Genomic DNA, 23507 nt, shown 5'->3' on the forward strand with positions numbered 1-23507 from the left:
GGAGGGTAGGAAGGGAGAAGGGCCATTGCCCGTAACCTAGCAAAGATGAAGCCGTAGGTTCGACCTTTGCCCCTCGTACCCGCTTGCCCTCATAGCCTCTTACCCTAAAAAAAGTGCGCGTCGCCCTCGTCATCAACACCAGCTGGAATATCTGGAATTTCCGCGCCAGCCTCGTGCGCGCTTTGCAAAGCGCCGGCCACGAAGTGCTGGCCATTGCCCCGCCCGACGACTACTCGGCGCGCCTCGAAACCGAGCTGGGCTGCCGCTTCGTGCCCATCCTAATGGAAAACAAGGGCACCAACCCCGTCAAGGATGCCGCCCTGACGCGCCGTTTCTACCAGATTTACAAGCGTGAGCGGCCCGACGTGGTACTGCATTACACCATCAAGCCCAACATCTACGGCAGCATCGCGGCGCGCATCGCGGGCATCCCCAGCATCAACAACGTGAGCGGGCTGGGCACGGTGTTCATCATCAAAAACTTCGTGAGCAAGGTGGCGCTGGGGCTGTACCGTTTGGCCTTCCGCTTCCCGGCCAAGGTATTTTTTCAGAACGGCGACGACCGGCAGCTGTTCCTCGATAACGGCCTGGTGAAGCGCGAAATAACCGACCTGCTGCCCGGTTCCGGCGTCGATACCAGCAGGTTTCGGCCCGCGGCAGAGTTCACGCGTCAAACTCCCTTTGTATTCCTGATGGTGGCCCGGGTGCTCTACGAAAAAGGCGTGGTCGAATACTTCGAAGCCGCCAAAATCATTCGGCAGGCCGTGCCCGGTACCCGTATCCAGCTGCTGGGCGGGCTCGATGAGGCCGGCGGCGTGGGCGTGCCCCGCGCCACCTTCGAGGAGTGGCTGAAAACCGACGACATCGAATACCTGGGCCGCTCCGACGACGTGGCCGCCCACCTGCACCGCGCCGACTGCGTGGTGCTGCCCAGCTACCGCGAAGGCACTCCCAAAACCCTGCTCGAAGCCGCCGCCGTGGGCAAACCCCTCGTGACGACCGACGTGCCCGGCTGCCGCGAAACCGTGGTCGATGGCCGCAACGGCTACCTCTGCCAAGTGCGCAGCGGCGAAGACCTGGCCGCCAAAATGCTGCAAGTGCTGCGCCTGCCCGATGCCGACCTGCGCGGCATGGGCCAGAATAGCCGCTACCTGGCCGAAACCAAGTTCGACGAGCAGCTGGTGCTGAACAAGTATCTGGCCGCCGTAGCAGCAGTGCAGCGGCAGTAAGGGGAGTAACGGAGCGAAAAAGACCGTCATACCGAGCGCAGCCGAGGTATCTCGCGTGCCATTACTAATTCAATCGTCAGGATTGCTGGCAGCGGGCAAGATGCTTCGCTGCGCTCGGCATGACATTCCTCATTTTCCGCCTAATTCCTCCTCAACCTCACAAAACCATCCTGCCCAACCTTCTACCTTTGTCCCAATGGAAGTAAAGAAATTCCCCATCGCCGGCCTGATTGAGTTTACTCCCCGCGTATTTGCCGACGACCGGGGCGTGTTCTTCGAAACCTTCAGCGCGCGCCTCATGGCCCAAGCTGGGGCCGATGCCCAGTGGGTGCAGGACAACCAGTCAAACTCGAAAAAAGGCGTGTTGCGCGGCCTGCATTTCCAGCGGCCGCCCCACGCCCAGGCCAAGCTGGTGCGCGTGGGCCAGGGCCGCGCCCTCGACGTAGCCGTGGATTTGCGCCAGGGTTCGCCCACCTACGGCCAGCACCAGCTGGTCGAGCTCACGGCGGCCAGCGCCAACCTGCTCTACATCCCGGCCGGCTTCGCCCACGGCTTCATGGCCCTCGAAGACAACACTATCTTCCTCTACAAATGCTCGGATTACTACGCCCCCGCCACCGAAGGCGGCCTGCGCTGGGACGATGCCGACCTAAACATCAACTGGGGCACCGAGGTGCAACCCTTGGTATCTGGCAAGGACGATGAGCTGCCGAACTTCCGCGATTTCGTGAGTCCGTTTTAGTCGTTTCACATTTATCAATTAACAGATAACAGCCGTTCGACGGGGCTTTTCGGGGCTCATCGAACGGCTGTTATCTGTTAATTGATAAATGAAATCACAGCAGCTCCACCAGCGTTTCCAGGGCCATACCGCGGCTGCCTTTCACCAGCACCTGCCGGTTGCGTACGGGGTGGGCGCGCAGCCACTCGGCGGCTGCGGCTTTGGTGGCAAAGTGCTGCGCCGCCGGGGCCAGCGCGGCCGCGTCGGCCATTTCGGGGCCGATGAGCAACACCTGCGGTAGCGGCAGCGCCGCCAGCAGCTGGCCTAGGGCGCGGTGTTCGGCGGCGCTTTCTTTGCCCAGCTCAAACATGTCGCCGAGCAGCACCAGCTTGGTCTGGCCGGCAGCCGTGGGGCGGCTCGCGAAGCTGTGCAGCGCGGCGGCCATGCTGCTGGGGTTGGCGTTGTAGGCGTCGAGCACCAGCTCATTGCCGGCGGCGGTGCGTACTAGCTGCGAGCGGTTGTTCTGCGGGTTGTAGCCGGCCAGCGCGGCGGCAATATTAGCCGTGGAAACCCCGAAAAACTGGCCCACGGCGGCGGCGGCGGCCAGGTTGGGGAAGTTGTAGTCGCCGGTGAGCTGAGCCACTACTTCGGTCTGGTCGCCGAGGCGCAGGGCCACGGCGGGCGCGGCCGAGAGCAGGGTGGCCGGGTACGTATCCATCAGGCGCGGGTAGCTGACGGTGACGGGCACCTGCGCGGCCAGGCTGGGCAGGCGCGCATCCAGGGTGTTCACGAAGGCTGTGCCGCCGGTGCGGGTAAGGTAGTCGAACAGCTCGCCTTTGCCCAGGGCCACGCCTTCGGCTCCGCCAAAGCCTTCGAGGTGGGCCTTGCCGATGTTGGTGATGAGGCCGTGCGTGGGCTCGGCCCACTGGCAGTAAGCGGCGATTTCGCCCCGGTGGTTAGCCCCCATCTCAATCACGGCGAAATCGTGCTCGCCCGCCCGCAGGCGCAGCAGCGTGAGCGGCACGCCAATGTGGTTGTTGAGGTTGCCAATGGTAGCCAGCACGCGGAACTGGGTGGCCAGCACGGCCGTGAGCAGCTCTTTGGTGGTGGTTTTGCCGTTCGAGCCCGTGATGGCCAGCACCGGAATGCGGAACTGCCGGCGGTGCTCGCGGGCCAGGGCCTGCAGGGCCGCCAGCGGGTCGGGGGCGTAGGTGTAGGCGATGGGGTTGGTGGCGGCCAGCACCGCGTCATCCACCACGGCGTGGCGAGCCCCGGCGGCCAGCGCCTGCGGCGCGAAGTCGGCCCCGCGAAAGCTCGGGCCGTTCAGGGCGAAGAACAGGGTGCCGGGCTGGGGCTGGCGCGAATCGGTGCTGACCTGGCCACCGGCGGCCAGGTAATGAGTATAGAGTGGCGTGGGCATGGGCTGGAACGGCAAACCGGATGTAATTTGCTGCAAAGGTGGGCGCGATTTCCATTTTGCGCGCTGCTGCCCCACTGCCATTCCTCCCTAGCTTCCCTGCCGATGATTCGTTCGCTCTTGTTTCTGCTGGTGCTGCTGGCGTTTACGGGCCAGGCCCGCGCCCAGTCGGGCACCGCTTTCGGCTTCGAATACCGCCCGGCCGGGGCCGTGGTGCAGGGTCCCGATACTCTGCGCAACGCCTGGATGGGCGGCCTGAACACGCCCCAGTTCAGCACTATCGACCTGAATAACGACGGCCAGCCCGACCTATTTGCCTTCGACCATGAAAGCAGCCGCTGCTATACCTTCCTGAGTGTGGCCGCCCCCGCCGCCGCCAACGGCCGCCGCTGGCAGTACGCGCCGCAGTACGAAAGCCTGTTCCCCGCCGACCTGCGCAACTGGGTGCTGCTGCGCGACTACGACTGCGACGGCCGCGCCGATATCTTCACCTTCACCAGCGGCGGCGACATTCGGGTGTTCCGCAACGTGCTGAGCGGCAGCCGGCCCAGTTTCCAGCTCACGACCAATCAAATTCGCTTCACCGGCAGCTTCACCGGCTCGGCCAACCTCACCATTGGCGGCTACAACCTGCCCGCCATTCAGGACGTGAACGGCGACGGCAAGCTCGATATCATGACGTACGACTTCGCCAGCGCCAGCTTCATCGAGCAGTATCTCAGCAACAGCCCCGGCACCTGCGGCAATGCCCTCACCTTCACGCTGACGACCGATAACTGGGGCGGTATTCAGGCGTGCGGCAATTGCGCCGGCTACCTGTTCAACGGCCAGCCCTGCTTCACGGCGGCCCGGCCGCTGCACACCGGCGGCCACGGCCTGCTGCTGCTGGACCTCGACGGCGACGGCGACCAGGACCTGCTCGACGGCCGCGACAACTGCCCCGAGCTGGTGCGCCTGCTCAACCAGGGCACCACTACGGCCCCGGTGCTCACGCAGGCGGGCATCAGCGCCAGCTTTCCGTCGGCGGCCGCGCCGGTGCGGGTACCGGTATTTCCGGTGGGCTACTCCTTCGATGCCAACTTCGACGGCCGCCCCGACCTCGTGGTGGCCCCCAACATGGTGAACAACCTGGAAGACCAGGTGAACATGAGCCGCCAGATTCAGCTGTTTGCCAACGCGGCCGCCAGTGGCGCGCCCAGCTACAGCCTCAGTACCGGGGGCTTCCTGCAAAACGACATGATTGACGTGAGTGAAGGGGCCGCGCCCACCTTCGGTGACCTCGACGGCGATGGCCTGCCCGACATGCTGGTGGGCAACTACGCCGACCGCGTGGGCACCGCCTACCGCGCCGCCCTGGCCTACTACCGCAACGTGGGCACCCGCGCGCGGCCCGTCTTCAAGCTAATGAGCAGCGACTACCTCGGCCTGTCGGCCCAGAACCTGACGGCCCTGAAGCCCGTGCTCGTCGATTTGAACCGCGACGGTGCGCTCGACCTCGCCTACGGCGCCTGGAATGGCACTACCAACCGGCTTCACTACCTGCTGAACAATGCCCCGGTGGGCCAGCCAGCCGCGTTCAATGCCGCCAACGCGCAGTATTTCAAGCCGCGAGGGGCGGCCGGCACCGGCGTGCTGCCCTCCACCAGCGGCGACATGCCCTGTTTCACCGACGTGGACGGGGATGGCTACGTCGACCTGCTCATCGGGACCAACGAAATCCGCGAGCCGGGCAAAAGCCTGCGCTATTTCCGCAACCGCGCCCAGGGGCCGCTCGACAGTGCCTTCGTGCTGGTGGCCAATGACTTTGGCCAGCTACGCGATGCCAGCGGCGCGGCACCTCTCAACCTAAGCCCGGCCGTGGCCGACTTCGACGGCGACGGCCGCCCCGACCTGCTGACCGCAGACGCCACCGGCCTGCTGCGGCTGTTTTCCGACTATCGCAGCCAGGGCCGCCAGTTTTCGGAGCGTACCGACCTGCTCTATAACCCCGCCACCGGCCAGTACGAGGAAACCCGCCTGGGCCGCGATTTTTACTCGCACTGCGCCCTGGCCGCCGCCGACGTGAACGGCGATGGCGCGCCCGAGCTGTTCGCAGGTACCCAGGCCGGTGGCGTTATCAGCTACGGCACCCGCAACCGCACCCTCACGCCCACGAAAACGGAAGCTGTGCGCGCCCTGGCTCTCCGTATCTACCCCAACCCCGCCACGGCTCGTGTTACCGTCGAAACCGCCGCGCCAACCCGCACAACGGTACTCGATTTGGCTGGCCGCGTAGTGCGGCCGGCCGGTGCTGTGCAGCGTCGGCACGAGCTGGAGTTGAGTGGGTTGGCGGCCGGCGTTTACCTGGTGCGCGCCGTGGGAGCCGATGGCACGGCCGCCGTGCAGCGCCTGGCAGTAGAGTAGGGGCGAGGGCAGGCCCTATCCCCGCAATTCAAACGCGTCGCCATCATTCAGCGCCGCGAAACGGGTGCGGAAAGCATCTAAATCGGCCCGCCGCAGCGTGTGGGTGAAAACGCCATCCTCCGAATTTGCTTCGACCAGGTAATTGCCCTGGGCATCGAGCAGGGCCGAGTCGCCGCGGTATTCGTGGCCGGGTTCGTCGCGGCCCACGCGGTTCACGCCCAGGGCGCAGGCTACGTTTTCGATGGCGCGGGCGCGGAGCAGGGTCATCCAGGCGGTGCGGCGCACGGCGGGCCAGTTGGCCACGTACAGGATGAGGTCGTAGGGCTCAACGGGCTGGTTACGGCTCCAGACGGGGAAGCGCAAATCGTAGCACACCAGCGGGCAGATGCGCCAACCGCGCCATTCCTCCATCAGGTGCGTGCCGCCGGGCGTGTAGGTGTGCTGCTCGCCGGCCAGCGTGAAAAGGTGGCGCTTGTCGTAGTAGCTCAGCGAGCCGTCGGGCCGTACCCAGAGCAGGCGGTTGTAGTAGCCGCCGTTTTCTTCGATGATGACGCTGCCCGTGACCACGGCCTGGTGGCGGGCAGCGGTGGCGCGTAGCCAGGCCACGGTATCGCCCCGCATGGTTTCGGCCTGGCTGGCCGCTGCCATGCTGAAACCGGTGGTGAACATCTCGGGCAACACAATTAAATCGGTTGGCTGGGCGAGGCCGGCCAGGAGCTGGTCGAAGTGGGCACGGTTGGCGGCCGCATCGTGCCAGTGCAGCGCGGTCTGAACGAAGGAAACGGTGAGGTCGGACATGAGTGCTTGAGAAAATGTCAATTCAAAGGAACGTCATGCTGAGCGCAGCCGAAGCAGCTCTCCCGCGCAACGTAATCCAATCGTCAGAATTACTACTTCGGGAGAGCTGCTTCGGCTACGCTCAGCATGACGTTCCTTTTGCTCATTGCTCATTGCTCATTGCTCATTGCTCATTGCTCATTGCTCATTGCTCATTGCTCATTGCTGCGCAGCCGGGCTGCCGCCGCTTGCAGCGTGGCGCTTTCCTTGGCGAAGCAGAACCGAATCAGTCCTTCATCAAACCCATCGTGGTAAAACGCCGATACCGGCACCACGGCCACGCCCTTCTCGCGGGCCAGGTAGTGGGCAAAATCCAGGTCGCCGGCCGTCGAAAAAGTCTCGTAGCGGGCCAGCTGAAAGTAGCCGCCGGGCACGGGCAGCAACTCGTAGCCCGCGCCATCGAGCAGGGCGCGAAATTCGTCGCGCTTGGCTTGGTAGAACGTGGTCAGGCCCCGGGCGTGGGCATCGGCGGGGTCCTGTTCGAGGGCGTCGGCGAAGGCGTGCTGGGTGGGCGTGTTCACGGCGAAGGTGAGGAACTGGTGCACGCGGCGCAGCTCGGCCGTGAGGGCGGGCGGGGCCACGCAGTAGCCCACCTTCCAGCCGGTGGCGTGGTAGGTTTTGCCAAACGACGACAGCACGAAGCTGCGCTCGCGCAGGGCCGGATGCTGGCGGGCACTTATGCGCGGCGCACCATCGAACACCAGGTGCTCATACACCTCGTCGCTGAGCACGAGGGCGTCGGTGCCGTCGAGCAGGCGGGCCAGCTCGTGCCAGTCGTCGGCCGTGAAAACGGCTCCGCTGGGGTTGTGGGGCGTGTTCACGAGTACCAGCCGGGTGCGGGGCGATACCACCCGGCGCACTGCGTCCCAGTCGGGCCGGAAATGCGGGGCCGGCAGGCGCACGTAGCGCGGGATACCCCCTTGCAGCCGGATGGCCGGCCCGTACAAATCGTAGGCCGGCTCGAACACCAGCACCTCATCGCCGGGGCGCACCACGGCGGCCAGCACCCCATACAGCGCCTCGGTGGCCCCGGCCGTGACGGTGATTTCGGTGGCCGGGTCGGGGGCGGGCGCATCGGGCTGCAGGCGGGCCACCTGGGTGGCAATGGCTTCGCGCAGGCGCGGCAGGCCCGGCATGGGCGCGTACTGGTGGTGGCCGGGCGTGCGGGCGTGCCGCGCCAAAGCTTCCAGCAGCGCCTGCGGTGGGTCGTAGTCCGGAAAGCCCTGGGCCAGGTTGATGGCCCCCGTTTCCTGGGCCAGCAGGGTCATTTGGGTGAAGATGCTAATGCCCACGTCGGGCAGCTTGGATTGGAGCACGTTGGCGAGAAGAATGGCGGTGATGGGCAGAAGGGTGTACGGATTTGTCGGCCTGAGCGCAGCGAAGGACCTTATTGCGTTGACCTGTTTGCAGCAGCTCAAACCGCGCAAACGTAATAAGGGCTTTCGCTACGCTCCGGATGACAGTGTTTGGCGCTGAATTACTGCCTACAAATAAAGCTGGAACGTGGTGCCTTCATCCACGGTGCTACTCACTTCAATGCGGCCACCGTGGTTCTGCACAATGCGGTTGACGAGGTAGAGGCCCATGCCCGTGCCCTCAACGTGCGGGTGGAAGCGGCGAAACAGCTGAAACAGCTGCGGCCCGAAGCGGTTCAGGTCGATGCCCAGGCCGTTGTCCTGCACCGTGAGCACGGGGCGGCCGGTGGTGAGGTCGGGGGCGCTGCTGAGCCGGATGCGCGGCGGGCGGGCCGGCGCGGCGTAGCGTAGCGAGTTGCTGAGCAGGTTCTGGAAAATGCTGTGCAGGTTGGTTCGCACGAAATTCACTACGGGGTAAGTGGCGAAGTCGCATTCTATCAGCGCGCCGGTCTGCTTGATTTGGTCGTGCAGGCCATCGATTACTTCCTCCACGAGCGGGGCCAGGTCGACGGGGCCGGGCGGCACTTCCTGCCCGAGGCGCTGCACCTGCACGATGGCTCCCAGGTCGTCGATGGTGGCGAAAATCCGATTCAGCGCCCGCTCAAAGTAGTCGACGAGCTTCACGGCCTCGGGGTCGTGGAAATTGGCCGTGCGGGTGAGCTCGGTAAAAATGCCCGCCATGTTATGAATGGGCTGCTTGAGGTCGTGCGAGGCCGTGTACACGAAGCTGTCGAGGTCTTCGTTGGTGCGGCGCAAGCGGGCGTTGTTCGCTTCCAGCTCCTGGCGCGCCTGCCGGAAGTCGTGCACGTCGGTATTGGCCCCTACCCAGGTGCTGATGTTCCCCTGCGCGTCGCGCAGGGCCTCGGCCCGCACCAGAAACCAGCGGTACTCGCCATCGAGGCGCCGCCAGCGCATCTCGTGCTCCAGCATGGTCCCGGTGGCCAGGCTATGCTGCCACTGGCGCAGTACTTCGGGCAGGTCATCGGGGTGCACGACGCTTTCCCAGGCCCAGTCTTTCAAGTCCTCGAAGTGCAGGCCCGTGTAGTCGTACCAGCGTTGGTTGCAGTAGTTCACGCGGCCGTCGGGGTGGGCCGTCCAGGCCAGCTGGGGCAGGGTTTCGAGTAGCTGCTTGAAACGGGCCTGGCTGTGCAGCACCTGCTCCTGCAGCACGCGCAGCTGGTGCACGTCGGTGTTGGTGCCGTACCATTTCAGCAGCTGGCCGCCGGCATCGCGGCGGGCCTGCGCCTGGCCCAGAAACCAGCGGTACTCCCCGTCGTAGCGGCGCAGGCGGAACTCGGCCTCGTAGTAGCGCTGCGAGGCAATGGCGGCCTGCCACCGCTCCTCAATGCGGGCGCGGTCGTCGGGGTGCACAAAGCTGGGTATGTCGGCGATGCTGCCCTCGGCCAAGGCCACGCCCAGGTAGGCGGCCGTGCGGTGGTTGTAGTAGTCCACGGTGCCATCGGGCCGGGCCGTCCACACCTGCTGCGGAATGCTTTCGGCCTGAATGCGCTGTTCTTGCTCGCTATTGGCCAGCTTTTGTTGCAGCTGGCGCAGGGCCGTGACGTCGGTATTGGTGCCAAACCAGCGCACCACCTGGCCGCTGGCATTCCGAATGGGCCGGGCCCGGCTCAGAAACCAGCGAAACTCGCCGTCGTGCCGGCGCAGCGGGAAGGTGTCTTCCCAGGGCTGCTCGGAGCGCAGGGCGGCGAGGTAACGGGCATTTATCACATCGCGCAGGGCCGGGTCGTGCACCCGCTGCCAGCCATTGCCGCGCATCTGCTCGGGCGTGAGGCCGGTGTAGTCGTGCCAGCGCTGGTTGTACCAGAACACCTTGCCGCGCGGGTCGGCCATCCAGGCCAGCTGGGCGATGTTGTCGGCCAGGGCGGCGAAGTTCTCGCGGCTGCGGGCCAACTCCTGGGTGCGCTCGTGCAACTCGTGCACCTCGGTAGTGGCCGCGCTGAAACCCGCCAGCTGGCCGTCTGGTCCGAAGTAGGGTTTGGCCACAGTGTGTACCCAGCGCAGCTCGCCGTCGTGGCGGCGGCAGCGAAACGTTACCTGCCACGGCTCGCTGGCGCGCACTGCGGCCAGCGCCAGGGCCTGCCCGGCGGTCCGGTCTTCGGGCAGCAGGCATTCCCAGGCTTCGGCCAGCGGCCTGGCCGGGTCGTAGCCGGTGTATTCGTAGAAATAAGGGTTGAGGTAAGTAAGTAGCCCGTGCTGGTCGAAGTTGGCAATGAATACCGGCGTGGCCTGCGTAATGGCCCGCAACTGCTCATCGCGCTGGTCTACTTCGCGGGCGAGCGCCGCCGCCTGCCGCCGGGCCAGTACCCGCTCACTCACATCAATGGCAAACGTGAGAATGCCGCTGACGCTGCCGCCGGCATCGTGCATGGGCAGGAACGAAAAGTTGAAGTACTGTTCGCCGCCGGGTGCATCGCCAGGACTCAGCAGGGCCGGCATTTCCTGGCCTATGAAGGGCTTGCCGGTGCGGTACACCTCGTCGAGCAGGGCCGTGTAGCCCTGTGCTTCTGCGCCGGGCTGCAGCTGGGCCAGTGCCTCACCCAGGTGCGGGCGGTGGCCCAGCACGCGGGCGTAGCCGCTATTGAAGAACGTATAGCGGTGTTCGGGCCCTTCAAAGGCGGCAATGTAGGCGGGGGCCTGGGCTAGTATCTGGCTCAGCAAGCGGTCCTTTACTTCGAGGCGGCGCTGGGTTTCGCGCAGCTCGTGCACGTCGAGCATGTAGCCATTGCGGCGCAGCAGGCGGCCCTCGGCATCCAGCTCCGGTACCGCTTCGGTGATGAACCAGCGGTACTGGCCATCGGCCCCGCGCAGGCGCACCTCCACCCGCCCCAAGCGTGGCGACTCGATGCTGTCGGCAATCTCGCGCTCGGCCCGCACCTGGTCGTCGGGGTGTAGAATGTGGGGCCATTGCGCGTCTACTTCAGCCCAGCCCGTGCCCATGGGCAGGCCCGTGTACTGGTACCACTGCGGGCTCATGTAGGTGGTGCGGCCCAGCGCATCGGTTACGAAGGTGATGATGGGCAGCACCTCGGCCTGGCGGCGCAGGCGCAGGTCGGCCACGCTGGTGCGTACTTGCTGCGCCTCGGTGTGCTGGCGGGCCCGCACTTGGGCCGTTACGTCGGTGGCAAAGCTCATAACGCCCGTTACCACGCCCGTGGCATCGCGCAGGGGCTGGTAAGAGTAGTCGAGGTAATAGGTGCGCTGCTGGCCGGTGGCCGGGTCGCGCAATTGCAGGGCCGTACCCTGGTCGGTCACCGTCAGGCCGGTACGGTATACGTGGTCGAGTAGCGCGACGAGGTTTTGTTCGAGCAGCTCCGGAAAGCACTCCAGCACGGGCATGCCCAGCCGGGCCCGGCCGGCGGTCATGGCATCGTAGGCGGCATTGGTGAAGGCGAAGCGGTGCTCGGGCCCTTCTACGGTGGCAATGATGGCCGGGGCCCCGGCCAGAATCTGCTGCAGCCGCTCGGCGCTGGGCGCGGCCTTGCCGATGCTCGCACTCACGTCGGCCAGCCGCAGCAGAAGGTACCGGATGGCCCCCGCCGTGCCCATGCCGCCGGCCGCCACGGGCTGCATGGTGGCTTCCCAATAGCGCTGGGTGAGCTGGCCACCGGCCGCTGGCTGCCACATGGGTGCCAGCACCTGCTGGCTGCCCGACTGCGCCGCGTACAGGGCTGCCTGCCAGCTTTCGGCCGGGGCCAGCACGTGGCCGGCGGCCGTCAGGGCCGCGTGCAGGGCGCGCAGGGGTTGCCCCGCCAGGCTCGCTGCCTGAACGTCATCATTCAGCAGCGCGCAGGCTGCCGTGTTCAGGCCCAGCACGGTGCCCGTGGGAGCCAGCACGGCGTGCGGCGCGGGCAGCGCACCGAACAGCAGCTCGAAGTCCAGGTCGGGGGCGAAAAGTGCGGGCATACGGGTGGGAACGGCCGGCCCGCACGACGTGGGAGAGGTGGCGGCAGGCGGCTTAAGTACTCAAAGATAGAATACCGGCCGGCCTGGAGGGGTAGAATGCAAGCTGCCCCGGCCGAATTTCGGCCGGGGCAGTGCAGGTGTCGGCGAACGGGCCTTTTGCCAGGGTTACAGCGGGTTTTTCAGGTCTTTGGCAAATACCTGCTGCACGTGCTCAACCTTGTGGGCCGATACGTTGGTGATATAAGGGTTTTCGGGGTGCAGGCGGTAGTATCCCTGGTGATAGCCCTCGGCAGGCCAGAATTTCTGGAGTGGCAGCACCTGAGTCACGATTTTACCGCTGTATTCCTTGGCGGCGTTTACGCGGGCAATGGTGGCTTCGAGGGTTTGCTTTTCCTCGGGAGTGCGGTAAAAGGCGGCCGAGCGGTACTCGGGGCCGGTATCGGGCCCCTGGCGGTTGAGTTGGGTAGGGTCGTGCGAAGCGGTGAAGAAGATATCGGCCAGCTTCTGGTAGCTTATCACTTTGGGGTCGTAGTAAATCTGCACGGTTTCGGTGTGGCCGGTATTTTGGGCGGCTACCTCCTCGTAGGTAGGGTTGGCCTTGGTGCCCCCGGCATAGCCGCTCACCACCTGTTTCACGCCTTTCAGCTGTTCAAAAGCTTCCTCCTGGGCCCAGAAGCAACCGCCGGCAAACGTGGCCATGGCCAAACCATTGAGGTTGGCCGGGGCGAAGCCCGCCGTGGAGCGCGGCGGGTTCTGGGCTTCGGCTGTGGGCTGCGTGCCGCAGGCAAATAAAAGGGCCAGGACACTCAGGCTGGCCAGGGATTTCAGGCGGGTTTTCATAAAGGGGAATTAATCAAAAATGAAGGCCCGGCGGGCGGGCGTTGCAGCGGTAGACGGTGGCCGGGACCCGGCCTTACACCGCTTCGCCCCGATATACGCAACGAACTTGCTCCTGGCCTTGGGGGGATGCGACTGCTCGCCGAAGCGGCCAACCACTCTGGGAAACACGTCTGTTTCGCTAATAGTTTTACTACGTATTAGTACGGCTTTGTTTGGTTAAAACGATGATTAATGAAGATTTTAACCTGAATGACCAGGAATAAACGACTGAATGTACGTATTTCGCGTATTGGCCCGACCCATCATGTCAGCTTTCTCCATGTCGCTCCAACTTTTACTGCACGAACCTCACTTGGCCATTTCTTACGACCACCTGAACGAGTGGCTGTATGCTGACTGGCAGGGTGACCAAAATCTGGTCAGTGTGCAGCAGGGCGGCCACGACCTGCTACGCCTACTCTCGCAGCAGCACTGCCACAAAGTGCTGAACGACAACCGCCACGTGGCCGGTATGTGGAGCGAGGCAGCCGAATGGGCCGGCAAAGACTGGTTTCCGGCCATGATGGCGGCCGGCTTGCGCTACTTCGCCTGGGTGTATTCGCCCGACGTCTACAGCCGCCTCTCCACCGACCTCACCCTGCAATTCACGCAGGGCAGCGTCGTCATCGCCACCTTCGACGACGTGGATACGGCCCGTGCCTGGCTGGCGCAGATGTAGGCGGTACCGGGCCGTAGCAGCACGTTCGGGCCAAGTGCCAGAAGCCATTATATTTGGCAGCCCGGGCAGTGAAGTCTACCCCTTGCCGGCGGCCAAGCAATGAAATTATCATCCTTTTCGATGAAGCGCCCGTGGCTACGCGGTGCCCTGGTGGGCCTCACGGCGCTGATGGGCCTGGCCTGGCAGCAGCCCGGCACCCCGGCCCTCCAGAAAGCGGCGCTGGCGATGCAGGATTTTTACCGGCTTAGCCGGCCCGAAAAAGCCTACCTGCACCTCGATAAATCGGTGTACACCGTGGGCGAGACCTTGTGGTTTAGCGCCTGCGTGGTGGCCGCCGATACCCACCGGCCCGATACGCTGAGCCGGGTGCTGCACGTAGAGCTGCTGGCCGGTAGCGGCCGGGTGGTGGCCCGCCGCGAGCTGCGCCTCGACGGCGGCCGGAGCCACGGCTCCCTCGCCCTACCCGATACCCTCTCGCCCGACAGCTACCGGCTGCGGGCCTATACCGGCTGGATGCGCAACGCCGGCCCGGAGTTCTTTTTCAGTCGCCGGGTCCAGATTTGGCCGGCGGCCGCGCCCGATGCCGCGGCCAGCCCGGCCCAGCTGCGCGCCAAAGCCGCCACGGCACGCCGGCTCAGCGCTACGCTGGCCCGCCCGCCCGACGTGCAGTTTTTCGCCGAAGGCGGTGCGTTGGTGGCCGGCCTCGAAAACGTGGTGGCCTTTAAGGCCATCGACTACGCGGGCAACGGCCTCGACGTGCAGGGGCAGGTGCTCGACGAGCAGGACAAGCCGGTGGCTTCGCTGCGCAGCAGCCACCTGGGCATGGGGTCGTTTTCGTTTAAGCCGGTTGCCGGGCAGCGCTACCACGCGGTAGTTGCGCCCGGCGGCGTGGCGCTGCAGGTGCCGCTGCCCACCGTGCAGCCAGCCGGCTACACGCTGCACGTCGTGACGTTGGCCAGCGCATTTCTGGTCACGATTCAGCGCCAGGGCGGTACCAGCGGCACGGTGTCGCTGCTGGGGCAGGTGCGGGGGCGGGTGGCCTACTCGGCCCATGGCGAGCTCACGGCTGGCCACGAAATGTTTACGACGCGCATTCCGGCCAGTCAGTTTCCGGCGGGTATCGTGCAGTTCACGCTCTTTGATGCGCAGGGCCTGCCGGTGGCCGAGCGCCTGGCCTTTGCCGCCGGCGACCCCGGCTTGCGCGTGACGCTCACGCCCGACCGCGCCAGCTACGGGCCGCGCCAGCCGGTGCGGGTGCACGTGGCCGTGGCCGATGCCGCCGGCCAACCCGTGGCCGTGCCCCTGTCGCTGGCCGTTACCGATGCCGGCGGCGTGGAGGCCGGGGCCGAAACCATTGCCGCGCATTTGCTGCTGACCTCCGACCTGGCCGGCTACGTCGAAAACCCCGGCTATTATTTCCAGAACCCCACTTCGGAAACCGCACAGCACCTCGATGCCCTGCTGCTGACGCAGGGCTGGCGGCGCTTTTCGTGGAAGCAGGTGCTGGCGGGCCCGCCGGCGGCACCCGAGTTTGGCTTCGAGCGCGCCATTGGCATTCGGGGGCAGGTGACGCTGCCCAACGGCAAGCCGGTGGCTGGCGGCACCGTGACCTACCTGCAGGCCCAGCCCGAAAAAATTTACCTCAGTACCCGTACCGATGCCGAAGGCCGCTTCCTCTTCACGGGTCTGGGCCAGTGCAACGATACCACCCGCCTCACCCTGCAGGCCCGCACCGACCGGGGCAAGCGCAACCTGCTGCTGAACCTCGACCCCGGCCCCCCGGTGCCGGCGGGCCCGCTGCCGGTGCTGCCCCTGCAAGCCCCCGCCGCCCTGGCCGATGCCGTGCAGCGCAGCCAGCTACAGCACGCCGCCGAAATCAAGCTGCAGTTCGATACCACGCACAACGTATTGCTGGGCAACGTGCAGGTGAATGCCCGCCGCGCCGTAGCTGCCGACCCGCGCCGGCTCTACCCATCGGGCTCGGCCACGGTGCTGCGCATGGATGATTACCCCTCGGCCCGCAACGGCTCGAACACCGCCCTGCAAATGCTGCAGGGCCGGGTGCCCGGCGTATCCGTTACCGGGGCCGACCCCAATATTCAGGTGCAGATTCGGGGCGTAACCTCGCTTTCGGGGGCTTCTGAACCACTGTTCCTGCTCGATGGCGTGCCCGTAACGATTGATGCACTGGCCTACTTCCCGGCATCTGACGTTGAAACGATTGAGATTTTGAAGGGCGGGCAAGCGGCCCTTTTTGGCAGCCGGGGCTCCGGGGGCGTTATCGCCGTTTATACCCGGCGCGGCAGCCCCAGCTACAACCCGGGCGTCGAAAGAGCGCCGGGGGTCGTTGCTTTGCGGGTGCCCGGCTACGTTTGCGCCCGCGCCTTTTATGCGCCGCGCTACGACGCGGCCACGGCCCGGACCAACTTCCCCGACCCCCGGCGCAGTACCCTCTACTGGAACCCGGCGGTGCGTACCAATGCCGCCGGGCAAGCCGACGTAACGTTTTTTACGGCCGATGCCACCGGCTCGTTCCGGCTGGCGGTAGAAGGCGTGTCGGCCGCCGGGCAGCCGGCCGTGGGTGCGGGCAGTTTATTGGTGCGCTAGGCTGGCGGGGTGCGGTAGCGCTCCGGCTATGCCGTAGTTTTGTTGAAGACCCGCGAACCCCACTCAGGCTTTCGCTGTTTGCCCGCTACTTATGGTTTCAGCCCCTACTGCTTTCACCGTGGCCACGGCTCCCGAGCCGCACCGCATCCGCACCCGCCAAATCATCAAGGCCCACCCCGAGGTGAAGCAGCTGATGACGCGCAACCCCGCCACCTTCCTCATTGGCCTGGGCTGCGTGGTGGCCCAGGTGGCCATAGCCTACTTCCTGCGCCAGCAGGCCTGGTACTGGACTATTCCGGTGGCCTACCTGGTGGGGGCGTTTTTCTCGCACACGCTGTTCGTCATCATTCATGAGGCGGCTCACAACCTGGTGTTTCGCAAGCTGTGGCAGAACGTGGCCACCGGCATTCTGGCCAATTTCCCGTCGATTTTCCCCACGGCCATCAGCTTCAAGAATTTCCACATCAAGCACCACGTCTTTCAGGGCGTGCACGAGCTCGATGCCGACCTGCCCGACTGGTACGAGGCCAAGCTGATTCAGAACTACAGCATTGGCAAGGCCATCTGGCTGTTTTTCTTCCCGGTGTTTCAGCTTATTCGCACCATCCGCTGCCGCGAAATTGCGACCGTCGACAAGTATGTTTTTGCCAACATCGCGGCCCAGGTAGCCTTCGACGCGGCCATCGTGTACTTCTTCGGCTGGACGGCCCTGCTGTATCTGTTCCTCAGCTTCTGGTTTTCGGTGGGCCTGCACCCGCTGGGAGCCCGCTGGATTCAGGAGCACTACCTCACCCTGAGCGACTCGCAGGAAACCTATTCCTACTACGGCCGCCTGAACGGCATCAACCTCAACGTGGGCTTCCACAACGAGCACCACGACATGCCCAGCATTCCGTGGAACAACCTGCCCAAACTCAAAACCGTGGCCCCCGAGTTCTACGAGCCGCTGCTGGCCCACCGCAGCTACACCAAGCTGTTTTTCATGTTCCTCTTCGACCAGGAAATCAGCCTTTACTCGCGCATCATGCGCAAGGAGCGCGGTGCAGCCACGCTCAAGGATATGAGTGTGCCCGATAAGGAAATGCTGTCGGCGTAACTCCCGGCACCACCACAAAAAAGGCGGCCTCACAGGGCCGCCTTTTTTGTGGTGGTGCGGGTTACTACCAAGGCTGCGCGCACGGCGTCGCCGAAATATTGGCCAGTACCAGATGCGGAATGGGAAGCGGTATCTGGTCGTGGGTGCAGGCACGGAGCGGCGCTTGCTGTGCGGGGTCGTTGGTGAAGGTGAAAGAAATGCGCTGGCCCCGCACGCCCAGCGTCCCCAGCGAATTGACGGCCGCAATGACGTTAGTATTGCCCAGGCTGTCGGGCCCGGTAAGCGAACTAATGGAGGTGCCGATGGGAAACTGCCGGTCTACCTGAAGCAGGATACCGTCCCAGCACCGGTCGCGCAGCACCACCCCCGAGTAGCAGGTGGGCTGCGCCGAGCTGTTTTTATCGCAGCCCGATAAGCAGCCGGCACCGACCAGGGCCAAGCCCAGAAAGCAGCATTTGCGTAGCATCGCGGAGAAGATTGGGGGTGAGACGTTAGTTGACGCGGACCGAGTCGCAGCTAACGGTCGATACGTTGCTGAGGGCTAGGTTGGGAACGGGGGTCGTGGTGCCATCCGCCGCCAGACACGGATTGCCTGAGGGTGTAGAAGCCTTCGTATAGGTGAAGTACAGCCGCTGTCCTACCTGGGCATTGAAGCGAAAGCTCGACGAATTGGCTACTGCGATGACGTTGTTGCCGAGGAAACTATTGCCCACTACCGACACTGCCCGTGCCCCGATTGGGTAGGCCGGGTCCACATCAACCAAAGGGCCCAGCACGCAGGAGTAGGCCACCACCGTGCCGCTGTAGCAGGTGGGTTGGGGAGTATCGCCTTTGTGGCAGCCGAGGAGCGCGCCGGCCATCAGGGTGGCCAGGCAGCAGGATGATGTAGTACGAAGCATGAGGCAGGTAAGCAGGAAAGGTGAAGCAATTAGGTTCACAGCCTTGACCGCCAGGGGGCCTGCCGCGTTGCATGCGCGCCCAAAAAAGTGGCCGTTCAAATCGGAATGGCCGCCCGCTTACGCGGCTAGCCGTCGTATTTGGCACCTCATATTATGGATGTAGCTGGTGCGGAAAGCGCACACGCCGGGGATATAGCGGCCGGCTGCCGTTCTTTAGCTCCCGTTTCGTACTGTCTTTTCAATGTCAAGGAATCATCCGCGTCGTTTGCTGCTCTATGGCCTGCTAGGCCTAACCGGCCTGGGCCCGGCCCGGGCGCAAAGCCTGCCTGTGCTCTCCCAAAACCCGCCTGCCCTGCGCTGGCAGCAGGTACGCTCGCCCAACTTCCGGGTGCTGTACACGGTCGGGCTCGACTCGGCGGCGCAGCGCACGGCCGCGCGGCTGGAGCAGCTGCACGGGCCGGGCGTGGCCACGCTGGGCGTGCGCCCGCGCCCAATTACGGTGGTGCTGCAAAGCCAGACCACGGTCAGCAACGGCTTCGTGACGTTTTTGCCCCGGCACGCCGAGTTTTTCATTACCCCCGAGCAGGGCCTGGGCCTGGGCACCGTCGACTGGCTCGATGGGCTGGCGGTGCACGAGTTCCGGCACGTCGGGCAGTTTGACAAGGCCCGGCAGGGCGTGGGCCGGGTGCTGGGCCCGCTGCTGGGCGATGGCGCCCTGGGCGTGGCCGCCGTGGGCGTGCCGCAGTGGTTTTTCGAGGGCGACGCCGTGGGCACCGAAACGGCCCTCACCCGCAGCGGGCGCGGGCGCATCCCGTACTTCAATGTGGGCCTGCGGGCCAACCTGCTCGGCGGCCGGCTGTATTCGTATCAAAAAGCCGTGAATGGCTCGCTGCGCGACAACGTACCCAACTGGTACGTGCTGGGCTACTTCATGACGTCGTACCTGAAAGCCCACCACGGCCCCGATGTGTGGAGCCGCGTGCTGGACCGCTACTACCGGTTTCCCTTCTACCCGTTCTCGTTTTCCAACGGCATCCGCCGCACCACGGGCCTCACCGTCGAGCAGCTCTACGACCGCAGCATGGCCGAAGTCGACTCGACCTGGCGAGCGCAGCAGGTGAGGCAGCCGGCCATTACGCCGGTTAGCGCGTTTGTGGTGAAGGCGTCGGAAAAGGTCTTCACCCAGTACCAGTACCCGCAGTACGTGACCGACAGCACGGTGCTGGCCCTGAAATCGGGCCTGGGCCACATCGCGCAGTTGGTGCTGCTGAGCCGGCACGGGGGCGAGCGGACGGTATTCGTACCGGGGCAGCTCAATATCCCCGAAATGCTGTCGGTGAGCGCCGGCAAAGTGGTGTGGCCCGAGTACCAGCAAGACGCCCGCTGGGGCCAGCAAATAGCCTCCGAGCTGAAGGTGCTGGACCTGGCCACTGGCCAGCTCACGCGCCTGGGCCGGGGCCAGCGCTACTCGGCCGCCGCCCTCTCGCCCGACGGCCGCCGCCTGGTGGCCGCCCGCACCGATGCCGCTTACCACCATGCCCTTGTGGTGCTGGATGCGCAGACCGGGGCCGAAATTCAGACCCTGCCCAACCCCGCCAACGACTTCTACCAGCAGCCCCGCTGGCACCCCGACGGTCGCCGCCTCGTGGCCGTGGCCCTGCGCCCGGCCGGCAAAACCCTGGTGCTGCTCGACCCAGTCGGACCCAGCCGCGACCTGCTGCCGGTGGCCAACCTAAACCTGGCCAACCCCCAGCCCTGGCACGATTTCGTGCTCTACAACTCGGCCCAAGCGGGCTCCGACAACCTGTACGCCGTGAGCACCCGCACCGGCCAGACTTACCGCATTACCTCGCGGCCGCTGGGGGCCTACCACGCGGCCGTATCGCTCGGTGGCGGCACGCTGGCCTTTCATGACTACCGCGCCACCGGGGCCCGGGTGGTCGAAATGCCCCTCGATACCCTGGCCTGGACGGCCGTGCCGTTGGCCCAGACTGACCCGCCCGGGCCCTACGCTGCCACCCTGGCCGCCCAGGAGCCAGCTGGCCGGCTGCTGCCGCGCCTGCTGCTGCGGCCCGACTCGGCCACTGCGCGCTACGGCGTGCGGCGCTACGTGCCGCTGGCCCACGCTTTCAACCTGTTCAGCTACGGAGTGGTGCAGAGCCCGGTCGGCAACGCCGTGGCCGTGGGCCTGCGTTCGCAGGATGTGTTGAGTACCACGCAGCTGTTCGCCGGCTTGGGCTACGACCAGACGGAGCGCACCTTCAGCGGTACGGCGGCCGTGAGCTACCAGGGCCGTTACCCCGTTTTCGACGCGGATTTTACCTACGGCGGGCGCGATGCGGCCGTGCTGTACCAGGGCCGGCTGCTGCGCGACCAGTGGCAGTACGCCCGCTTCACGGCCGGGGTGCGGCTGCCGCTCAACCTCACGCATTCCAAGTATTTCCAGGGCCTGAACGTGGGGGCCTACCTGTTGCACGAGCAGGTGTTTGGCTACGACCTGCCCGTGCGCAAAGTCACCGAGACCGGCCCCAACCGGCCCCTCAACGCCCTGCAAACTTCCTTCAGCTACGCTTCCCAGCTTAAGCGAAGCGCCCGCGACGTGGCCCCGCGCGGCGGCTTTGCAGTGCTAGGTACCGGGCGCATCACGCCCTTCGGCGGCGGGCTGGAAGCGCGGCAGTGGGGCACCCAGGCCAGCCTTTACCTGCCCGGCCTGCGCCCGCACGATGCCCTGCGGCTGCGGGCCGGCTACCAGTGGCTAAGCCAGCTCCAGTACCAGTTCGCGCCTACCATCAATATTCCGCGCGGCGAGAGCTACACCAGCTTCGACCAGCTGGCCGTGCTCGGTCTCGACTACAGCCTGCCGCTGGCCTTCGTGCACTGGGAGCTGGGGCGGGTGCTGTACGTGCAGCGGTTGCGGGCCACCGCGTTTGGCGATTTGGCCCGGGGCACCGGTTTCCGGGGGGCGGCCGCCACCTACACCTACCGCAACGCGGGCGTCGATGTGCTGGCCCTGTTCAACGTGCTGCGCCTGCGCACGCCGCTCGAAGGCGGCGTGCGCGTGACGTACCGGGGGGCCGTGGGGCAATGGCTGATTGAGCCCCTGGCCTTCAGCCTGCGGCTGTGAGCCGAAACGAAAAATCGGGCCGGGCCGAGGCCCAATTGCTGCCGGCTGGGGGACAGCCCAGCGCGGCCCAGCTCACCACCGTGCCGGCGGGCAGCACCAACGCGCAGCCCAGAAACCGGCCAATGGCTGCCAGCGTGGCCTCGGGTGCGGTGAGGTGCGGAAAGTGCCCGTTGGTGTCGATGATGACCAACTGGCTGTCGGGCAGCTGTTCGTGCAGGTAATAGCCTACGCCCATCGGCACCAGCACATCGCGGGCGGGCTGCACGACGAGCGTGGGCGTGCCCAGCAGTGGCAGTGTCTCCCGGCTATCATTGAAGAAAGCCACCCGGGCCAGGTGGCGCAGCACGCCGGGGTTGGTGTTGGCAAAGCTGCTGGCCAGGGCCATTATCAGGTCGGGCCGGCTGGAGTCGCCCATGGCCATCGGAGCAAAGGACTGGGCCCACTCGCTCTGGTTCGTTTCGAGGCCGCGGAGCAGCTCTTCCAGGTCAGCAGGCTCGAAGCCGCCCGCGTAGTCGCGGCCGTTCAGGAAGCGGGGCGAGGGGGCCAGCAGCAAGAGGCTGGCAAACCGGGCGGGCTCGCGCACGGCAGCCAGTACGCCAATCATCGCCCCGATGGAATGGCCCACGAATACCACGCCGGTGAGGTCCAGCGTCCGTAGTACGTCGAGCAGGTCGGTGGCGTGGCCGGCCAGGCTGCCGTGGCGCTCGCGGCTGTATTCGCCCAGCCGCGAGCCGCCGGTACCCACCAAATCGAGCCGCACCACGCGGAAACGGGCTTCAAAAGCCGGCAGCAGCGGCAGCCAGACAGTTTGGTTGCAGCCCAGGCCGTGCAGCAGCACCACGGCCTGCCGGCCCCGGCCCGATACGTGCACATTGCTGCGCGATAGAATGAGGGAGCCAGCGTTGTTCATAGGAGTAGAAGGAGGTAGAGAGGTAGGTGTTCCGGACGGGAGAAACAAGGTGTTTCAACCAGCTGGCTGATGAGCGGGAAGCCCGGCAACCGGGTGGCTTACCGTCCGGAGTTCGGAAGGGATTCCCGAAGCGGGAAGTGTGCTAAGCAAGTTTCAAATTTCATTTTTATCCGAAGAATCAGGAAATAAGGGGATTAGCAAATCAGGTAAGGAGGAGTGGCGTAAGCGACGTCAGCCAGCCGTGTAAAAAATCAAAAATCTCACCAAAGCCCTGGGGCACAACCTCTCAAATGCCAGTGCGCCCCGCTCTCCGGCCTGGCCCGCAAAAGCGGGCGACCGAAAAGCGGGGCGCGGAAGGGGAATAGATAAGAAGTTGTTACTCCGATGGGGAAAATCGGAGGACGGCGCTTTGCCGGCTGCGCCCGGATTTCTCCTTGGCCAGAACGACAAGCTGCGCCTAGCCGGGCAGCGATTCCTGCTTCAGAAAGGCGTCGATGGCGGCCAGGGTTTGCTGGGGAGCGCTGAGGTGAGGACAGTGCCCACTGGTTGCAATCACCTCAATGCGGCTATCGGCCAGCTGCTCGTTGATGTAGTGGCCCACGGCCAGCGGGGCAATCACGTCGTGAGCCGACTGCACCACCAGCGTGGGCGTGACGAGGAAACCCAGCTCGGCGCGGGTATCGGAAAGGAAGGTAACGCGGGCAAAATGCCGGGCAATCTCGGGGTTGGTGCGCACGAAGCTGTTGGTGAGCTCCATCACGAGCTCCGGCGACTCGTCGGCTCCCATCATCACCGGCGAAATGCCCCGCGACCAGCCGTGGTAGTCCGCATCTATGGCCGCCAGCAGCTCATTAATGTCCTGCTGCTCGAAACCGCCGGCATAGCCCTGCTCATTGATAAAGCGGGGCGAAGGCGAAATCAGGACCATTTTCTGGAAGCGCTGAGGCTCGCGCACGGCAGCCAGCACGCCAATCATCGCTCCGACGGAATGGCCCACGAACACCACGTCGTAGAGGGCCAGGGTGCGTAGCACGTCGAGCAGGTCGTCGGCGTGGCCGGCCAGGCTGCCGTGGCGCTCGCGGCTATAATCGCCCAGCTTCGAGCCGCCGCTCCCCACTAAATCGAGCTGGATTACCTGGTAGTCGGACTCGAAATGTGGTGCCAGCAGCCGCCAGGTGGCTTGGTCGGCCCCCAGGCCGTGCAGGAATACCAGGGCCGGAGTGCCCGGGCCGCTGGCCCCGGAAATAGTCACGTTGCTGCGCTCCAGAATAGAAGTAGTGGAAGGGCTCATATAGAAAAAATGAATAAGGTTGATAAGGTGGCGGGTCAATTGCGCCAACTACCTACGATTAAAGTATAGAATTGTA

16 protein-coding genes are annotated in these 23507 nt (G+C 65.2%); 7 read left to right on the forward strand and 9 right to left on the reverse strand.

The window, feature by feature from the left end; all coding sequences use genetic code 11:
• Nucleotides 1-113 precede the first annotated feature (113 nt).
• Nucleotides 114-1229: a glycosyltransferase family 4 protein gene (locus ABIB44_RS09355; protein WP_354584378.1), complete on the forward strand. Its 1116-nt coding sequence runs from the start codon at nucleotides 114-116 to the stop codon at nucleotides 1227-1229.
• Nucleotides 1230-1425: 196 nt separating this feature from the next.
• Nucleotides 1426-1971, forward strand: coding sequence for a dTDP-4-dehydrorhamnose 3,5-epimerase (gene rfbC / locus ABIB44_RS09360; RefSeq protein WP_354584379.1), 546 nt, complete (start codon nucleotides 1426-1428; stop codon nucleotides 1969-1971).
• A gap of 94 nt (nucleotides 1972-2065) precedes the next feature.
• Here the strand turns inward: rfbC and ABIB44_RS09365 are convergent, their stop codons facing one another.
• The gene (locus tag ABIB44_RS09365; RefSeq protein ID WP_354584380.1) at nucleotides 2066-3370 is read right to left on the reverse strand and encodes a UDP-N-acetylmuramoyl-tripeptide--D-alanyl-D-alanine ligase; all 1305 of its coding nucleotides are present in this window, start codon (nucleotides 3368-3370) and stop codon (nucleotides 2066-2068) included.
• A 102-nt stretch (nucleotides 3371-3472) separates the two neighbouring features.
• On the opposite strand from ABIB44_RS09365, the gene ABIB44_RS09370 reads away from it, so the two are divergent.
• Entirely contained in the window at nucleotides 3473-5770 is a 2298-nt protein-coding gene (locus ABIB44_RS09370; RefSeq protein WP_354584381.1) for a T9SS type A sorting domain-containing protein, read from the forward strand.
• A 15-nt stretch (nucleotides 5771-5785) separates the two neighbouring features.
• Here ABIB44_RS09370 and ABIB44_RS09375 read toward each other — a convergent pair whose 3' ends face one another.
• The 4 genes from ABIB44_RS09375 to msrA form a co-directional block, all read right to left on the reverse strand.
• Nucleotides 5786-6568: an amidohydrolase gene (locus tag ABIB44_RS09375; protein WP_354584382.1), complete on the reverse strand. Its 783-nt coding sequence runs from the start codon at nucleotides 6566-6568 to the stop codon at nucleotides 5786-5788.
• Between the two features lie 191 nt (nucleotides 6569-6759).
• Nucleotides 6760-7923 carry a methionine aminotransferase gene (locus ABIB44_RS09380; protein WP_354584383.1) on the reverse strand — a complete coding sequence of 388 codons (1164 nt, stop codon included), beginning with the start codon at nucleotides 7921-7923 and terminating at the stop codon, nucleotides 6760-6762.
• Nucleotides 7924-8091: 168 nt separating this feature from the next.
• On the reverse strand, nucleotides 8092-11946 hold the full coding sequence (locus ABIB44_RS09385; protein WP_354584384.1) for a PAS domain-containing protein: 3855 nt from the start codon (nucleotides 11944-11946) through the stop codon (nucleotides 8092-8094).
• Between the two features lie 165 nt (nucleotides 11947-12111).
• The gene (gene msrA, locus ABIB44_RS09390; RefSeq protein WP_354584385.1) at nucleotides 12112-12786 is read right to left on the reverse strand and encodes a peptide-methionine (S)-S-oxide reductase MsrA; all 675 of its coding nucleotides are present in this window, start codon (nucleotides 12784-12786) and stop codon (nucleotides 12112-12114) included.
• Between the two features lie 352 nt (nucleotides 12787-13138).
• Between msrA and ABIB44_RS09395 the strand changes: the two genes are divergently transcribed.
• From ABIB44_RS09395 to ABIB44_RS09405, 3 genes are all read left to right on the forward strand, one after another.
• On the forward strand, nucleotides 13139-13504 hold the full coding sequence (locus tag ABIB44_RS09395; protein WP_354584386.1) for a hypothetical protein: 366 nt from the start codon (nucleotides 13139-13141) through the stop codon (nucleotides 13502-13504).
• 99 nt (nucleotides 13505-13603) lie between these two features.
• Entirely contained in the window at nucleotides 13604-16111 is a 2508-nt protein-coding gene (locus tag ABIB44_RS09400) for a TonB-dependent receptor plug domain-containing protein (protein WP_354584387.1), read from the forward strand.
• 91 nt (nucleotides 16112-16202) lie between these two features.
• On the forward strand, nucleotides 16203-17207 hold the full coding sequence (locus tag ABIB44_RS09405; protein WP_354584388.1) for a fatty acid desaturase: 1005 nt from the start codon (nucleotides 16203-16205) through the stop codon (nucleotides 17205-17207).
• Between the two features lie 64 nt (nucleotides 17208-17271).
• On the opposite strand, the gene ABIB44_RS09410 is transcribed toward ABIB44_RS09405, so the two are convergent.
• The gene (locus ABIB44_RS09410) at nucleotides 17272-17673 is read right to left on the reverse strand and encodes a hypothetical protein (RefSeq protein ID WP_354584389.1); all 402 of its coding nucleotides are present in this window, start codon (nucleotides 17671-17673) and stop codon (nucleotides 17272-17274) included.
• A gap of 25 nt (nucleotides 17674-17698) precedes the next feature.
• Entirely contained in the window at nucleotides 17699-18106 is a 408-nt protein-coding gene (locus tag ABIB44_RS09415; protein WP_354584390.1) for a hypothetical protein, read from the reverse strand.
• Between the two features lie 241 nt (nucleotides 18107-18347).
• Here ABIB44_RS09415 and ABIB44_RS09420 point away from each other — a divergent pair, with 241 nt between their 5' ends.
• Entirely contained in the window at nucleotides 18348-21230 is a 2883-nt protein-coding gene (locus ABIB44_RS09420) for a TolB family protein (RefSeq protein WP_354584391.1), read from the forward strand.
• Here ABIB44_RS09420 and ABIB44_RS09425 read toward each other — a convergent pair.
• Both ABIB44_RS09425 and ABIB44_RS09430 read right to left on the reverse strand, forming a co-directional pair.
• Nucleotides 21214-22140 carry an alpha/beta fold hydrolase gene (locus ABIB44_RS09425; protein ID WP_354584392.1) on the reverse strand — a complete coding sequence of 309 codons (927 nt, stop codon included), beginning with the start codon at nucleotides 22138-22140 and terminating at the stop codon, nucleotides 21214-21216. The two genes, ABIB44_RS09420 and ABIB44_RS09425, sit on opposite strands and share 17 nt — an antisense overlap.
• A gap of 457 nt (nucleotides 22141-22597) precedes the next feature.
• Nucleotides 22598-23431 (reverse strand): alpha/beta fold hydrolase, encoded by an 834-nt coding sequence (locus ABIB44_RS09430; protein WP_354584393.1) that lies wholly within the window; start codon nucleotides 23429-23431, stop codon nucleotides 22598-22600.
• Nucleotides 23432-23507 lie beyond the last annotated feature (76 nt).

The organism is Hymenobacter sp. UYCo722, from assembly GCF_040547115.1.
Lineage (GTDB): Bacteria > Bacteroidota > Bacteroidia > Cytophagales > Hymenobacteraceae > Hymenobacter.

Bases quoted from the DNA above. Each gene is read 5' to 3' on its own strand.
- ABIB44_RS09370 (WP_354584381.1), top strand. From the start codon at position 3,473: ATGATTCGTTCGCTCTTGTTTCTGCTGGTGCTGCTGGCGTTTACGGGC.
- ABIB44_RS09385 (WP_354584384.1), bottom strand. From the start codon at position 11,946: ATGCCCGCACTTTTCGCCCCCGACCTGGACTTCGAGCTGCTGTTCGGT.
- ABIB44_RS09415 (WP_354584390.1), bottom strand. From the start codon at position 18,106: ATGCTTCGTACTACATCATCCTGCTGCCTGGCCACCCTGATGGCCGGC.
- ABIB44_RS09410 (WP_354584389.1), bottom strand. From the start codon at position 17,673: ATGCTACGCAAATGCTGCTTTCTGGGCTTGGCCCTGGTCGGTGCCGGC.
- ABIB44_RS09420 (WP_354584391.1), top strand. From the start codon at position 18,348: ATGTCAAGGAATCATCCGCGTCGTTTGCTGCTCTATGGCCTGCTAGGC.
- ABIB44_RS09430 (WP_354584393.1), bottom strand. From the start codon at position 23,431: ATGAGCCCTTCCACTACTTCTATTCTGGAGCGCAGCAACGTGACTATT.
- rfbC (WP_354584379.1), top strand. From the start codon at position 1,426: ATGGAAGTAAAGAAATTCCCCATCGCCGGCCTGATTGAGTTTACTCCC.
- ABIB44_RS09425 (WP_354584392.1), bottom strand. From the start codon at position 22,140: ATGAACAACGCTGGCTCCCTCATTCTATCGCGCAGCAATGTGCACGTA.
- ABIB44_RS09375 (WP_354584382.1), bottom strand. From the start codon at position 6,568: ATGTCCGACCTCACCGTTTCCTTCGTTCAGACCGCGCTGCACTGGCAC.
- ABIB44_RS09405 (WP_354584388.1), top strand. From the start codon at position 16,203: ATGGTTTCAGCCCCTACTGCTTTCACCGTGGCCACGGCTCCCGAGCCG.
- ABIB44_RS09365 (WP_354584380.1), bottom strand. From the start codon at position 3,370: ATGCCCACGCCACTCTATACTCATTACCTGGCCGCCGGTGGCCAGGTC.
- ABIB44_RS09400 (WP_354584387.1), top strand. From the start codon at position 13,604: ATGAAATTATCATCCTTTTCGATGAAGCGCCCGTGGCTACGCGGTGCC.
- msrA (WP_354584385.1), bottom strand. From the start codon at position 12,786: ATGAAAACCCGCCTGAAATCCCTGGCCAGCCTGAGTGTCCTGGCCCTT.